Origin of the sequence: Halosimplex rarum, from assembly GCF_047715405.1 — an archaeon.
Classification (GTDB): domain Archaea; phylum Halobacteriota; class Halobacteria; order Halobacteriales; family Haloarculaceae; genus Halosimplex; species Halosimplex rarum.
In genome coordinates this window covers 3,116,367-3,130,746 of sequence record NZ_CP180412.1, presented here as the reverse complement: position 1 = coordinate 3,130,746, position 14,380 = coordinate 3,116,367, and the positions used below count along the sequence as shown (strand labels likewise).

The window sequence follows — 14,380 nt, the reverse complement described above, 5'->3', positions numbered from 1 at the left end:
AATTCCGTACGGAGAGATATATATCCGCGTCCGGGACGCGCAGGGAGACGGATCGGGCCCCCTCAGCGCTCGTCAACCAGCGGGAACGCGGCCAGTCGGGCCGCGGCCACAGAGGTCAGCCCGCGCGCGGTCGGCGAGTCGTCGACGCGGCGGGCGTGGGCCGACTCCAGCCCCGTGTCGTCGGCGACCGGAATCAGCCGAACCGTCGTGCCGTCGGGCGTCACGTCCACGAGGAGGTACGCCTGCGGGAACGAACAGGTCGTCGGGACGGTCACCTCGCGCACCCCTCCGGAGACGCCCGTCGCCGGGACGTGGTAGTGGCCCGCGAGCACGAGTTCCGCGTCGCCGTCGGCGAGCGTCTCGACGAACGGCTCGGGGTCGGCCATCGCGGGGATGTCGGCGAACTCCGGCTCGACGGCCTCGCGGTGAGCGTCGAGCTGCTCGGTGATCGCGGGGAGGTTGTGGTGGACGAGCACGACGGGCCTCTCGGCCGTCTCCAGTTCGTCGGCCAGCCACTCGCGCTGGCGGTCCTCGACGTGGCCCTCGTGGGAGTCGAACAGTCGCTCGGCCGTCCCCGAACTGTTCAGGCCGAACACGTCCAGTCCGCCGACGCGCGTCCGGAAGGACAGCCCGTCGGGACCGCGCGAGATCGGGTCGTCGGGCGTGTACCGCTCGGTGAACCGGCCGAGCCCGGGCGTCTCGTGTTCGTCGCGCTCTTTCGGCACGTCGTGGTTGCCGGGGACGGCGAAGAAGGGCGCGTCGAGGGCGGCCAGGGCGTCGTCGACGGCCTCGTAGTTCCAGCGCTCGCCGTCCTTGGTCAGGTCGCCCGGCGACAGCACCGCGTCGACGTCCCGGGTCCCGATGTCGGCGAGCGCGGCCTCGAAGTGCTCCAGCGTGAGCTCGAACAGCTTCGCCGTGCCCTCGGCCCGCGTCGCGACGTGCGGGTCGGCGACGACGGCGATCCGCGCGCGCTCGCCGGCCGGTCGGTCGAGATGGGCGAGAACGGACCCGGGACCGTCGCCGTTCCTGGCGTCTCCGTCCGGGTTCGCGGGGCTCATCGCCCCTCCTCCGGTAGGAAGTCCGCGGGGTGGTCGTGGCGGAACGTCGCGAGGTGGGTCCCGTCGAGCAGTTCGACGTGGGAACCGAGGTGTCCGCGGTCGCGGGCGACGCTCGCGAGGTCGCTCGCTGCCGGTCGGCTCAGGTTGACGGCGCCGACGAGCAACACGGCGACGCGCGCGTCGGTGGCTTCCACGCGTGTCAGGAGGAACAGGTCGGACCCGACCCGCTGGCGGAAGGCCGTCGAACGGTCGAACTCGGCGCCGTCGACGGCGGCCGGCAGCGACTCGGCGACGCCGTCGGGCGCGACGTACACCAGCCCGAAGCGGTCGGTCTCGCCGCGGTCGGGCGTGACCGGCGCGACGTGGCCCGCGCGGACGGTCACGACCTCCCAGCCCTCGGCGCGGAGGTCCTCGGCCATCTCGTTGGCTTCCAGTACGGTCCGGCCCCACGGCGAGCGCTCGTCGTCCGTATCAGCGGCCATACCTCCACCTCCGTCTACCGCCTCATGTCAGTTCCGGATGCCCACTTCTTCCCGGGTATTTTCACTATATACCTAAAATTCCTCACCATAACTGTCTATAAAACGATTCATAACCTATATCTGCGTTCCATCGAACGGTTCCACCGATGCCAGAGAAACAGACCCGACGACGCTTCCTCACCGCCGCGGGCGCCGGTGCGGCCGCCGCGCTCGCCGGCTGTTCCGGCAACGATACATCGACGCCGGCCGACGGCGGCGACGGAAGCGACGGCGGTGACGGAGTGGACGGGAGCGACGGGTCGTCCGGCGACGGTGGAGACAGCGAGACGAACGACACCCAGAGCGGCGGGAGCGCCGGTGGAACGCTCCAGCTGATGGCGACCGGGTCGATCCAGACGCTCGACCCGATCAACGCAAAGGGGTCGGGCGCGGGGTACAACCAGTACAACAAGCCGCTGATGGAGTTCCCGGACGGGCAGTACCCGCCCGAGCCGGCCATCGCGAAGAGCTACGACGTCTCCGAGGACGGGCTGACCTACACGTTCACGCTCCGTGAGGGCGTGACGTTCCACGACGGGACGGAGCTCACGGCCGACGACGTCGTCTACACGTACCGGCGCCTCGCCGAGTCCGAGAACTCCCGCAACCGGGACGACATCATCGGCGAGACGATGACGATCGACCACGAGAAGGACGCGAGCCTGAGCGAGCCGACGGACGAGGAGACCCTCAGCGACGTCGTCCCGGACTCGCTGGCGGTCGAGGCCGTCGACGACTACACCTTCGAGATGACGCTCGCCTCGCCGTTCCAGTACACGCTCTTCCAGATCGCGGGCGGCACGTTCGCGATCCTCCCGGAAGGCGCGGTCGGCGATATCGAGGGCTACGACGGCGAGTACAGCTACAACGAGTTCTTCAGCACGGAGGGCGACGGCCCGACTTTCGCCGGGGTCGGCCCGTTCGCGGTCGACTCCTGGACCAAGGGGAGCAACATCGAGCTGACGGCGTTCGACGACTACTACGGCGAACAGCCCGATATCGACGGGATCACGTTCTCCGTCGTCGGCGACGGAAACACGCGGCTCAGCCGCTTCCGCAACGGCAACGCGGACATCCTCGAGGGGATGCCGACCTCCTCGTTCAACCCGGACAACGTCTCGATCGAGGAGCGCAAGGGCAACCGGGAGGTCGGCACCTACCAGTTCGAGAACGGCGACGAGGTCAACTACGGCGAGATCCCGGCGCTGACGACCGAGTACATCGTCTTCAACACCAAGGAGGTCCCGCTGGCGGTCCGCCGGGCGTTCGCCTACGCGATGAACCAACACGAGATCGCCGAGAGCGTCGCCAAGGGCACGGGCAAGCCCGCCTACCACATCACGCCGCCGGCGCCGTACCCGACCTTCGAGGACGGCCAGTCCGGCGAGGAGTCCTACGACGCCCACGCCGAGAGCGGCGCCAACGCCAACACGGACTTCGCGGCCGACGGCTACCCGTACGGCTACGGCGAGCGGCTGCTCGACGAGGCCCGTTCGGTCATGGAAGAAGCCGGCTACGGCGAGAACAACCGCTTCGAGGTGACGGCGACGACGATATCCGGGAACGACCTCTACCGACAGGTGTTCACCCGCCTGCAGCCGAAGCTCCGCTCGGCGTACATCGACATGGAGATCACCGAGGCCGAGTTCGGGACGATCATCAGCCAGGCGATCTCCGGCGACATGCAGGTGTTCGGGCTCGGCGACGGGATGGAGTACCCCGGGCCGCAGAACTTCCTCCGCTTCCTCTGGGGCGACAGCCCGAGCACGCAGTTCACCCGCTGGGGCGCCGAGGGAAGCAACTACACCGAGGAGTACCGCGATACGGCCATCGAGGCGTGGGAGAGCAACTACGCCGCCGAGGGGACGACCGAGGAAGACCACGCGGAGGCGTTCCAGACCATCGAGGAGATGAACTGGGCGTCCGTGCAGGAACTCCCCTTCCTCCATCCGAATAGCCAGCGCTTTTGGCACGACGGGGTGAACGTCGAGATGTACGGCGTGATGGAGAACCAGGCGTTCGACGACGTCACGCTCGACCGGTAACGAGGCGGTTCCCCACGGCCTCGCTATCGCGGCCGCGACGGGCACGGCCGCGGGCGACCGGCCGTCGACGCTTTCCCCCCCTATCCGATCACGATGAACGCGAACGACTGCACGCGGGTTCGACCCTGCGGGTGTGGCCACCGCGACGAGCGGCAGCGACCGTCGGCTGACGGAGGCGTCCGTCGATGAGCCGGCTGAAGTACCTCGGCAAGCGGCTCCTGCTGTCGATCCCGGTGGTGTGGCTCGGCACGTCGCTGACGTGGTTCGTCATCTTCATGGGTCCCATCGACCCGGCCGCGCGGCTGCTCAGCGAGGGCCAGACGCGCAACACCGACGCCTACACCGCCGCACAGGAGCGCCTCGGACTCAACCAGCCGCCGCTCGAACACTACGTCGACTACCTGATCGACCTCTACACGTTCGACCTGGGCCAGACGTTCCTGCTCTATCAGGGATCGAGCGTCAACGCGCTCATCCTCGACTTCCTGCCGCGGACGCTGTGGCTCGGCTTCTGGTCGGTGCTCATCGCCGTGCTGATCGGCGTCCCGCTGGGCTTTTTCGCCGGCCTCCGGTCGAACACGGTCTCCGATTACTTCGCCTCGTTCGGCGGGATCGTCTGGCGGGCGATGCCGAACTTCTGGCTCGCGATCATGCTTCTGGCGGTGCTGGGCAGCGCCCAGGCCATCTTCGGCGTGAGCTGGGAGGAGATACTCGTCCCGATCGACGCTATCTCCGGCAGCCCGGACATGTCACGGGTCGGGACGGTCGACGGGTTCCTCGCGGCGACCAAGAAGGTCCTGCCCGCGGCGCTCGTGCTGGGGTCGGCCTCGATGGGCAACGAGATGCGGATCGGGCGGACCGCGGTGCTGGAAGTGCGAAACGAGGACTTCGTCGACATGGCGAAGGCCAAGGGCGTCTCGGATCGGGCCCTCGTCTGGAAGCACATCTTCCGGAACGCGCTGGTGCCGCTGGTGCCGATCATCACGAGCGAGGCGTTCCTGCTCATCGGCGGATCGGTCCTCGTCGAGACGGTCTTCGGCATCCACGGCATCGGCTGGCTGTTCTTCCAGGCGGCCATCCAGGGCGACCTGCCGCTCGTCGGGACACTCATGTACGTCTTCATCCTCATGATCGTCGGTATCAACCTGCTACAAGACCTGCTGTACACGGTGATCGACCCGCGCGTCGGGCTGGAGGGCGCCTGAGATGGCGGGGGCACACGACGCCGACGCGACCGCCGGGCGCGAATCGACGGTCCTCCCCACCGGCTCGCCGCTTCTGGTCTGGCTCGCGGCGGGCGCCGCGTTGCTCGCGCTCGAAGCTGGCGCGCTCGCCGCCTTCGTCATCGGGATGCTCGCGGACTTCCTGGCCACGGCGGTAGACCTCGCCGGCGTCGCCTCCGCGGCGGCCCCGGTCGTCGACGCGCTGGAGGCCGCCCGCTCGGCCGCCGAGTCGGTTCCGACGCTGCTCTCGCGAGAGACCGTCCCCAACGAGGGCTACTGGAACGGCCAGCGCTACGTGGGGACGTTCCTCGGGCTGGAGCCCGCCTTCGCGTGGGCCCTCCGGGTGATACTCGTCTACGCCTACGCGTTCGCCTGCGCGGGGTGGGCGATGCTCGGCTACCGGCTCTACCGCCGGGAGATCCGCGACATCGCCTGGACGCCTCGCGACGACATGGTCGACCGCTTCCGCTCGCACACGTGGGGGCTGTTCGGTCTCGTTGTCGTCTTCATGTTCGTCGTGATGGCCGTGTTCGCGCCCGCGCTCGGGCCGACGACCGTCGACAAGAACATGCGCAACTCCTACTCCCACGAGCTAACCTACTGGAACGCCGAGACCGGGAGCGTCGAGACGACGCTGGTCGGCGACGCGAACGTCAACTCCCAGTCGACCGGGACCCAGTCGCGCGTCCTGCCGTTCAGCTACGACGACTACGACCGCTATCACCCGTTCGGGACGCTCCCGACCGGCCGCGATCTCTTCACCTTCATCGCCGCCGGATCGCGCATCTCCCTGGTGATCGGCGTGCTCTCGGTCGGCCTGAGCGTCCTCCTCGCGGGGTCGCTCGCGCTGGCGGCCGCCTACTACAAGGGCCGGGTCGACCTCGGGCTGGTGCTCGTCTCCGACGCGGTGATGGCGATGCCGCAGTTACTGCTGCTCATCATGCTCACGACGGTACTCGCGGACACGTGGGTCGGCGGGATATACAGCGGCGCGTTCGTCCTCGCGCTGATACTCGCGGGGACCGGCTGGACCTACATGTGGCGGTCGGTCCGCGGGCCCGCACTCCAGGTGTCCGAACGCCAGTGGGTCGACGCCGCGCGCAGCTTCGGGCAGAAACCCCGTGTCATCATGCGTCGACACATGTTGCCGTACATCACGGGCTACCTGCTCATCTACGGGTCGATGACGCTCGGCGGCGCGATCATCGCCATCGCCGGGCTGTCCTGGCTCGGCCTGGGCGTCTCGGCGCCGACCCCCGAGTGGGGCCGGGCGATCAACCTCGGGCAGGACTACGTGACCACGGGCTCGTGGCACATCTCGCTCATCCCCGGGTTGCTGATCACCATCGTCGTCACCGGGTTCAACGCGCTGGGCGACGGCATCCGCGACGCCATCGACCCGCAGTCCGACGCGGAGGGCGGCGGTGCGGCCGGGCGGGGTGGTGGCGCGTGAGCGACGCCGAGCCCCTGCTGGCCGTCGAGGACCTCCGCACGGTCTTCCACACCGAGCGTGAGGAGATCCACGCCGTCGACGGCATCTCCTTCGAGATCGACGCGGGCGAGACGGTCGGCCTCGTCGGCGAGTCCGGCTCCGGCAAGTCGGTCACCGCCCGGTCGATCCTCGGGCTGGTCGACCGCCCCGGACGGATCGAGGAGGGGTCCATCCGCTTCCGCGGCGAGGACCTCACCGACGACAACTGGGAGCGCCACCGCGGCGACGTCGCCATCGTCTTCCAGGACCCCGGGAGCGCCCTCAACCCCGTCTACACGGTGGGCAATCAGATCCGCGAGGCGCTGAAGATCCACCAGGACCTCCGCGGGCGCGAGGCCCGCGAGCGTGCCGTCGAACTGCTCGAAGACGCGGGTATCCCCGACGCGGCGACGCGCGTCGACGAGTACCCCCACCAGCTCTCCGGCGGGATGCAACAGCGCGCCGTCATCGCGATGGCGCTGGCCTGCGACCCCGACCTGCTGGTCTGCGACGAGCCGACGACCGCGCTCGACGTGACCATCCAGGCGCAGATCCTCGACCTGCTCGACGACCTCCAGCGCGAGGAGGACCTCGCCATCCTGCTCATCACCCACGACATGGGCGTCATCGAGGACGCCGCCGACCGCGTGAACGTCATCTACGCCGGCGAAGTCGTCGAGCGCGCGCCGACCGCGGCGCTGTTCGACGACCCGAAACACCCCTACACGGAGGCGCTCTTGCGGTCGATCCCCGGGCGGACGCCGCCCGACGAGCAGCTGCCGACCATCGAGGGCGAGGTGCCGACGCCGACCGGCCCGGCGAGCGACTGCCGGTTCGCTGCCCGCTGTCCCGAGGCGTTCGGCGCCTGCTGGGAGGTCCACCCCGAACACGAGGACGTGGGCGAGGCCGGCGTCGACCGGACAGCGGCCTGTCTGCTCCACGACGACCGTTATCCCGACGAAACGGATCTCGACGGCGACCCGGTTCGGCGGGACCGCCCGGACGACGACGGCGTCGGCCCCGGCGGGCGAACCAACGCGAACACCCGTCAGGGGTCGACCGACCGGAGCGGCACGCGGGTCGGCGACTCCTCGGGGAGCGCTGGATTCGGCGGCGGTAGCGGTGGGGACGTCGACGACGCGGGCGGCGGGGGTGGTGAGGTATGACCGACCCCGCGACCGGCGCGGCGGCCGGCCACCGGACGAGCGACCCCGACAGCCGCGGGGAACCCCTGCTGTCCGTGCGGGACCTGCGGACCTACTACGACGAGCGTTCGATCTTCTCGCGGTCGCCGCCGGTCAAGGCCGTCGACGGCGTCTCCTTCGACGTGTTCGAGGGCGAGACGATCGGCCTGGTCGGCGAGTCCGGCTGCGGCAAGACGACGCTCGGGAGGACGCTCCTCGGCCTGGAGGAGCCGACGGACGGCACCATCACCGCCGAGGGTCGAGACGTGACGGACCTCTCGGGCGACGAGGCGCGCGAGTGGCAACAGCGCGTCGGCATGGTGTTCCAGGACCCACAGGAGAGTCTCAACGACCGCCAGACGGTCGGCCAGATCGTCCGCGAACCGCTGGAAGCGCACGACTGGCCGACGCTGACCGTCGCGGTCACCGGCGTCGACGAGGCGTCCGTCGCCGGGAGCGGCCCGGTGGAGGACCGGACGGCCGGCGAGTCGGTCGACGACGCCGAGAGCGCGGACATCACGGTCGACCTCGGCGGGAGCGACCACGAGGTGGCCGTCCGCGAGCGGCTCCCGCTCGACCCGTCGGACGTGAGCGTCTCGGTCGACCGCGGCGGGCGGCCGACCGTCTCGGTGACCGTCGAGAAGTCCGTCGCCGAGCTTCGCCGCGACCGCGCCGAGGCCCTGATCACCCGGGTCGGCCTGAACGAGGAACACGTCCGTCGATACCCTCACCAGTTCTCCGGGGGCCAGCGCCAGCGGGTCGGCATCGCTCGGGCGCTCGCGCTCGAACCGGACTTCCTCGTCCTCGACGAGCCCGTGAGCGCGCTGGACGTGAGCGTCCAGGCGCGGATCATCAACCTCCTCGAACAGCTGCAGGCCGAGTTCGGTCTCACCTACCTGTTCATCGCCCACGACCTCTCCGTCGTCCGGCACATCGCCGACCGCGTCGCGGTGATGTACCTCGGCAACGTGGTCGAGCTCGGGCCGACGGAGTCGGTGTTTCGGGACCCCTCGCATCCGTACACGCTGTCGCTGCTGTCGGCGATCCCCGGCAGCGGCTCGCCGTGGGACGGCGAGCGGGTGACCCTGCGCGGGACGCCGCCGAGCCCGCGCGACCCGCCCGACGGCTGTTCGTTCGCCACGCGCTGCCCGGCGAAGATCCGCTCCGACGAGTTCGACCTGCCGGAAGCGACCTGGCGAGCGCTCGACGAACTCAGAGTCGTGTTCCGGACGCGTGCCCGCGGCGACGACTCGGCGCTCGCCCGCACGAAGGCCGCGCTCGGGCTCGACGTGGACGCCGACGCCGTCGACGAGGCCGTCGACGAACTGCTCGGCGACCACTCGCTCCCGTCCGGGGCCGAGCGGGTCGTCGACGAGGCGGCCGGCCTGGCGAAGGGCGGTGACGACCGCGAGGCGGCTGACAGGCTGCGCGAGGCGTTCGGCTCCCGCTGTGACCGCGAGGCGCCCGACGCCGTCGCGGTCGGCGACGTCGAGAGCCGCTGTTTCCGCGGGGAGGCCGACTACCGCGACGTGAGCGAGACCATCGCCGCCCGCGAGCACGGGGGCGAGCGATGACGGACCCCCGGGAACGGGCGGCCGTCGCCGAGCGCGCGGCCCGCGCCGGCGGGTCGGTCGCCGAGTCGCTGTTCCGCCGCGATATCGCCGTCGAGACGAAGGAAAACGAGACGGACTACGTGACCCGCGCCGACCGGGAGGCCCAGGAGGAGACGCTCGCGGTAATCAGGGAGCACTACCCCGACGAACCGGTCGTCGCCGAGGAAGCCGACGCGGCGAAGGTGGTCCCCGAGAGCGGCGCCGCGTGGATCGTCGACCCGATCGACGGGAGCCACAACTTCGTCCGCGGCGGGCGGACGTGGGCGACGAGCGTCGGCGTCGTCGAGGACGGCGAACCGGTGGCCGCGGCGACGGTCTGTCCCGCGGTCGGTGACGCCGTCGTCGCGGCCGACGGCCGCGTCGAGCGCAACGGCGAACCGGTCACCGTCAGCGACCGGACCGACCCGGAGCGGTGCATGGTCGCGCCGACGGTCTGGTGGCCCCACGACCGCCGCGACGAGTTCGCCGCCGCCGCCCGGGCCGCAGTCACCCGGTTCGGCGACGTCCGTCGCCCGGGATCGGTCCAGACCGCGCTCGCCCGGCTCGCTGCCGGCGAACTCGACGGCGTGTACACGAACGTCGACGCCCATCCGTGGGACACGGTCGCGGGCGTCCACCTCGTCCGGCGGGCCGGCGGTCGCGTGACCGACCTCGACGGCGAGCGCTGGCGCCACGACTCCGTCGGGCTCGTCGCCTCCAACGGCGGCGTCCACGACGCCGTCCTCGACGCCGCGGTCGAGATCTGACCGGCGGATCCGGCAGGACGGCGATTCCTCTCGCGGACCGCCCACCGTGAGACGCGTCGCCGCCGCGGCCTCCGCGGTCCCGTCTCGTGTCCGTCTACGGACCGGTCAGTAGCGCTATAGAGCGATATATCGCGCCGGGGAACACTCATATAAACCACCTATACCGTGGATCGGGATGCTCCGGCCATGTCACGGACGGACGCAGGGGTGGCCCGCGGTGACGAGTGAGGAACTGCTCGGAAGCGACGGCGACGACCACCGGCGGATCGACGCCGACCAGTGGGAGGACATCTACGTCGTCGGCGACGTCCACGGCTGCCTGCCGGCGCTCGAACGGTTGGTCGAGCGCATCGACCCGGACGACGAGACGTTGCTGGTGACCGTCGGCGACCTCGTCCGGAAGGGCCCGGACAGCCGCGGCGTCGTCGAGTTCGTCCGCGAGCGCGACAACGTGATCAGCGTCCGCGGTAACAACGAGGCGAAACTGATCCGCGGGGACAAGCGCCTGCCGGGGCTCACCGAGGCGAACCTGGCCTACGTCGAGTCGCTCCCGCACGCCATCTCCTGGGAGGGCAACCTCGTCGTCCACGGCGGGGTCGACCCTCGAAAGGCGCTGGCCGACCACGAGGCGGCGGAACTGCTGACGATGCGCTCGCTCGCCCCCGGCGGCAGCTACGACCGGCCGTTCTGGTTCGAAGAGTACGACGGGCGCCCGCGGGTGTTCTTCGGCCACACCGTGCTGGCCGAGCCCTTCGAGTCGCCGAGCGCGGTCGGCCTCGACACGGGGTGTGTCTACGGCGGCGCGCTGACCGCCTACCACGTCGACACCGGCGAGTTCGTCACCGTGGAGCCGACGGAGACCCACCAGGAGCGCAGCGCGGACAGCATCGTGACTCCCCGGGCGAGCGGCTGAGACACATGACGGGAGGCAGCCGCGACGACGGCGGTACCAGAGGCGTAGCCGACGACGGAAACGGCGACGGCGGCCGCGGGGCCGCAGGCGACGGCGGTCACGGGACCGCAGGCGGCGGAACTGGAGACGACGGCGCGGTCGAGGCCGGGACGGTCTCGATCCTGGACGACGGCCCGGCACCGGTCGCGATGCTCGGGACCGACGGCGGGACGGACGACGTCGGGGCGAGCGACGACGCGGGCGACCTGCCGGGCGCGTTCGACCGCTCGGCGACGGAGTACTACCTCAACCGCGAGCTGAGCGAGCTGGCTTACCAGCGCCGCGTGCTCCACGAGGCGCTCGACGAGCGCAACCCGCTGCTCGAACGGGTGCGCTTCCTGTCCATCTTCACCCGCAACATGGACGAGTTCTTCATGAAGCGGGTCGGCGGCCTCAAACAGCAGATGGAGGCGGGCATCACCGACCGGACGGTCGACGGCCACACGCCCCGCGAGCAGTGGGAGGCCGTCCTCGACGCCGCGCGGCCCATGTTCGCGCGCCAGACCGACTGCTACGAGTCGGTGATCCGACCGGCGCTCGCCGAGGAGGGGATCCGCGTCGTCGACTACGACGCCCTCTCGGCCGACGAGCGGGCGTCGATGCGGGAGTACTTCGAGCGATCGGTGCTCCCGACGCTCACGCCGCTGGCGTTCGACCCGGCCCACCCGTTCCCCTTCATCTCGAACCTGAGCCTGTCGCTGGCGGTGCTGACCCGCGAGGACGACGAGGAGTCGCCGACGTTCACGCGGGTGAAGATCCCCCAGAACCTGCCGCGGCTGGTCGAGATCGCCGAGGGCGAGCGATACGTCCTCATCGAGGAGGTCGTGCGCGCGAACCTCGATCTCCTCTTCCCGAACGCCGAGGTGGTCGAGGCGTCGCTGTTCCGGCTGACGCGCAACGCCGAGGTCCGCCGCGACGAGGAGGTCGCCGAGGACCTCATCGACATGATCGAGGAGGTCCTCGAACAGCGGCGGTTCGCGACCGCCGTCCGCCTGGAGGTCGAAGCCGGGACCTCCGAGCGGGTCCGCGAGACGCTCGTCGAGCAACTCGACCTGGACGAGCGGGAGGTGTTCGAGCGCCCCGGCCCGCTGGACTACCGGGAGTTCGACACCCTGCTCGACCTGGACCGACCGGACCTGAAACTCCCGGCGTGGACGCCCCAGCCACACCCCCGCCTCCAGCGCCAGCGGACGGCGCTGAACGGCGGCAGCGACGACGACGGCGACATCTTCGCGCGCATCCGCGAAGACGACGTCCTGCTGCACCACCCCTACCACTCCTTCACCGACACGGTCCAGCGGTTCATCGTCGAGGCGGCTTCCGACCCCGACGTGCTCGCCATCAAGGCGGCCATCTACCGGACCGCTAGCGACTCACAGGTGATCCAGTCGCTCATCGACGCCGCCGACAACGGCAAGCAGGTCGCCGTGATGGTCGAGCTGAAGGCCCGCTTCGACGAGCAAAACAACCTGGAGTGGGTGCGCCGGCTGGAGGAGAACGGCATCCACGTCGCCTACGGCACCATCGGCCTGAAGACCCACACCAAGACGGCGCTGGTCGTCCGCCAGGAGGACGACGGTGTCGAGCTCTACTCCCACGTCGCCACCGGCAACTACCACTCCGAGACGGCGAAGGGCTACGTCGACCTCGGACTGTTGACCGCCGACCGCGACATCGGTCAGGACCTGGTGAAGGTGTTCAACTTCTTCACCGGTCCCTCGCTCGACGAGGAGTTCCGGAAGCTCCTCATCGCCCCCGTGACGATGCGCGACCGCCTGACACGGTACGTCCGTCGCGAGGCCGAACACGCCCGCGCCGGCCGGTCGGCCCGCATCGTCGCGAAGGTTAACGCCCTCGAAGACCCCGCTCTCGTGGCCGAACTCTACGAGGCCGCGCAGGCCGGCGTCGACGTCGACCTGGTCGTCAGGGACATCTGCCGGCTCCGGCCGGGAATCGAGGGCGTCAGCGACAACGTGAGCGTCTACAGCGTCGTCGGCCGCTTCCTCGAACACTCGCGGATCTACTACTTCGAGAACGGTGCGCGCGACCCGGACCTGCGAGCCGACGACTCGGCACTTGGCGAGCCCGAGTACTACATCGGCTCGGCCGACTGGATGACCCGCAACCTCGACAGCCGCGTCGAGGCCGTCGCGCCCGTCGAGGACACCGCCATCCGCGAACAGCTGCGGTTCGTCCTCGACCTGCTGCTCCGCGACAACCGGAAGTGCTGGGAGATGAACGCCGACGGGAGCTACGAACAGCGCCAGCCCGACCCCGGCGAGCCGGCGATAGACACGCAAGCGATCCTGATGGACCGGGCCCGTCGCGCCGCCGCCGCCGACGACGTCGACCGCGGTATCCCGGTCGGCGACACCACCGAGACCGACCTGCTCGTCGAGCCGGTCGCGCGCGACCGCGACGAGAGCGCCGACGACACAGAGGACGGACCCCGACCGGCGGGTGCCCCCGACGCTGACGGTTCGGCAGCGGCCGGGTCGTGCCGACGGGAGGCACCGGCCGAGTCCGAGGGTTCGACCACGGAGACGGAGACGGAAACGGCTGATCCGTCGGCGATCGAGTCCGACGGCGGTACGGCGACCGAACCCGGCGCGACGGCGACCGAATCCGGCGGGACGGTAGCCGAGCCCGAGGCAACGGCGGCCGAACCCGAGGAAACGGCGGCCGCGACCGGGCTGGCCGACGACCTGCCCGCGGATCTCGCGGCGAACCCCGACGCCTGGTATCGACCGGACAGCGACCACTACGCCTTCGCGGTCAGGACGCCCGATGGGACCGTCTACCGGAAGACCGCCGAGGGCGCCGCCAGCGCGCTCGAACGTTACTGCGAGTGAGCGGGAGGTCCGCGGCCGCGCGCGGGTCACGCGACGTATCTCTCGTACAGCGCCGCGAGGGCGCCGACCGCCGCGACCGGCGTGAGCGCGACTCCTCCGCCCCGACTATATAGATTACTGTGAAATAACGTATCAATCGAAGGAAATTATTAGACGGCAGGGGTCGACACTCCGCGTGACGCCCACCCATGGCCACAGCAACTCCCGGCCGTCGTTCGGTAGTACTGTTCGTCCGCTCGCTGTCGCCGACGGAGACGCCCGCGACCAGTCACGTCGAGCGCGTCCGCGACCTGGAGGACGCCGGCCGCGTCGCGGACGCGTCGGTCGCCGTCTGGGGCCGAGAGATCGAACTCTCGACGCGGGCGCGCCGGACTCGCGCCGGTCAGTGCGTCCTCGACCGGGTCGCGGACTTCCGCGCGTGGGCCGACGAGCGCGGCGTCTCGATGGAACCGTTCTTCGACGCCCGCGAGCGCTCCTCGGCGATGACCGGCGAGGAGTTCGCCGCGCTCCGGCTGCCGGTGTGCTGTCTCGCCGAGTACGAGGGCGACGAACTGGCCCACGTCGCGCCGTACAGCACCGGCGAGGCGATCTGCACGGTCGCGGACCGCCTCGACCGCCTCGACCGCGGCGGCAGTGAGGGGGCCCTCGACCGCATCGGAGCGATGCGCGGAGTCCGCGGCGACTGACCCTGGCGGCCGATCCGACGGCCGACGAC

At 70.3% G+C, this 14,380-nt stretch carries 11 protein-coding genes; 9 read left to right on the top strand and 2 right to left on the bottom strand.

The features are described from left to right. Positions 1-62: 62 nt before the first annotated feature. Positions 63-1,058, bottom strand: coding sequence for a metallophosphoesterase family protein (locus ACMGFH_RS14995; protein ID WP_415379252.1), 996 nt, complete (start codon positions 1,056-1,058; stop codon positions 63-65). Continuing rightward, entirely contained in the window at positions 1,055-1,540 is a 486-nt protein-coding gene (locus ACMGFH_RS14990; protein WP_415379251.1) for a hypothetical protein, read from the bottom strand. The genes ACMGFH_RS14995 and ACMGFH_RS14990 overlap by 4 nt, the downstream gene beginning before the upstream one ends. A 146-nt stretch (positions 1,541-1,686) precedes the next feature. Between ACMGFH_RS14990 and ACMGFH_RS14985 the strand changes: the two genes are divergently transcribed. The 9 genes from ACMGFH_RS14985 (at position 1,687) to ACMGFH_RS14945 (ending at position 14,351) form a co-directional block, all read left to right on the top strand. Further along, complete coding sequence (locus tag ACMGFH_RS14985) at positions 1,687-3,624, top strand: ABC transporter substrate-binding protein (protein WP_415379250.1); 1,938 nt, start codon at positions 1,687-1,689, stop codon at positions 3,622-3,624. A 185-nt stretch (positions 3,625-3,809) separates the two neighbouring features. Then, on the top strand, positions 3,810-4,829 hold the full coding sequence (locus ACMGFH_RS14980; RefSeq protein WP_415379249.1) for an ABC transporter permease: 1,020 nt from the start codon (positions 3,810-3,812) through the stop codon (positions 4,827-4,829). A gap of 1 nt (position 4,830) precedes the next feature. Continuing rightward, positions 4,831-6,300 (top strand): ABC transporter permease, encoded by a 1,470-nt coding sequence (locus tag ACMGFH_RS14975; RefSeq protein ID WP_415379248.1) that lies wholly within the window; start codon positions 4,831-4,833, stop codon positions 6,298-6,300. Further along, on the top strand, positions 6,297-7,484 hold the full coding sequence (locus ACMGFH_RS14970) for an ABC transporter ATP-binding protein (protein WP_415379247.1): 1,188 nt from the start codon (positions 6,297-6,299) through the stop codon (positions 7,482-7,484). The genes ACMGFH_RS14975 and ACMGFH_RS14970 overlap by 4 nt, the downstream gene beginning before the upstream one ends. Beyond that, positions 7,481-9,076, top strand: coding sequence for an ABC transporter ATP-binding protein (locus ACMGFH_RS14965; RefSeq protein ID WP_415379246.1), 1,596 nt, complete (start codon positions 7,481-7,483; stop codon positions 9,074-9,076). Before ACMGFH_RS14970 ends, ACMGFH_RS14965 begins: the two co-directional genes overlap by 4 nt. Continuing rightward, on the top strand, positions 9,073-9,861 hold the full coding sequence (locus tag ACMGFH_RS14960; RefSeq protein ID WP_415379245.1) for an inositol monophosphatase family protein: 789 nt from the start codon (positions 9,073-9,075) through the stop codon (positions 9,859-9,861). The genes ACMGFH_RS14965 and ACMGFH_RS14960 overlap by 4 nt, the downstream gene beginning before the upstream one ends. 175 nt (positions 9,862-10,036) lie before the next feature. Continuing rightward, positions 10,037-10,774, top strand: a complete 738-nt coding sequence (locus ACMGFH_RS14955; protein ID WP_415379244.1) for a metallophosphoesterase family protein — start codon at positions 10,037-10,039, stop codon at positions 10,772-10,774. Positions 10,775-10,962: 188 nt separating this feature from the next. Then, on the top strand, positions 10,963-13,665 hold the full coding sequence (gene ppk1 / locus ACMGFH_RS14950) for a polyphosphate kinase 1 (RefSeq protein WP_415383264.1): 2,703 nt from the start codon (positions 10,963-10,965) through the stop codon (positions 13,663-13,665). 188 nt (positions 13,666-13,853) lie between these two features. Further along, positions 13,854-14,351, top strand: coding sequence for an HTH domain-containing protein (locus ACMGFH_RS14945; protein ID WP_415379243.1), 498 nt, complete (start codon positions 13,854-13,856; stop codon positions 14,349-14,351). Positions 14,352-14,380: the final 29 nt, after the last annotated feature.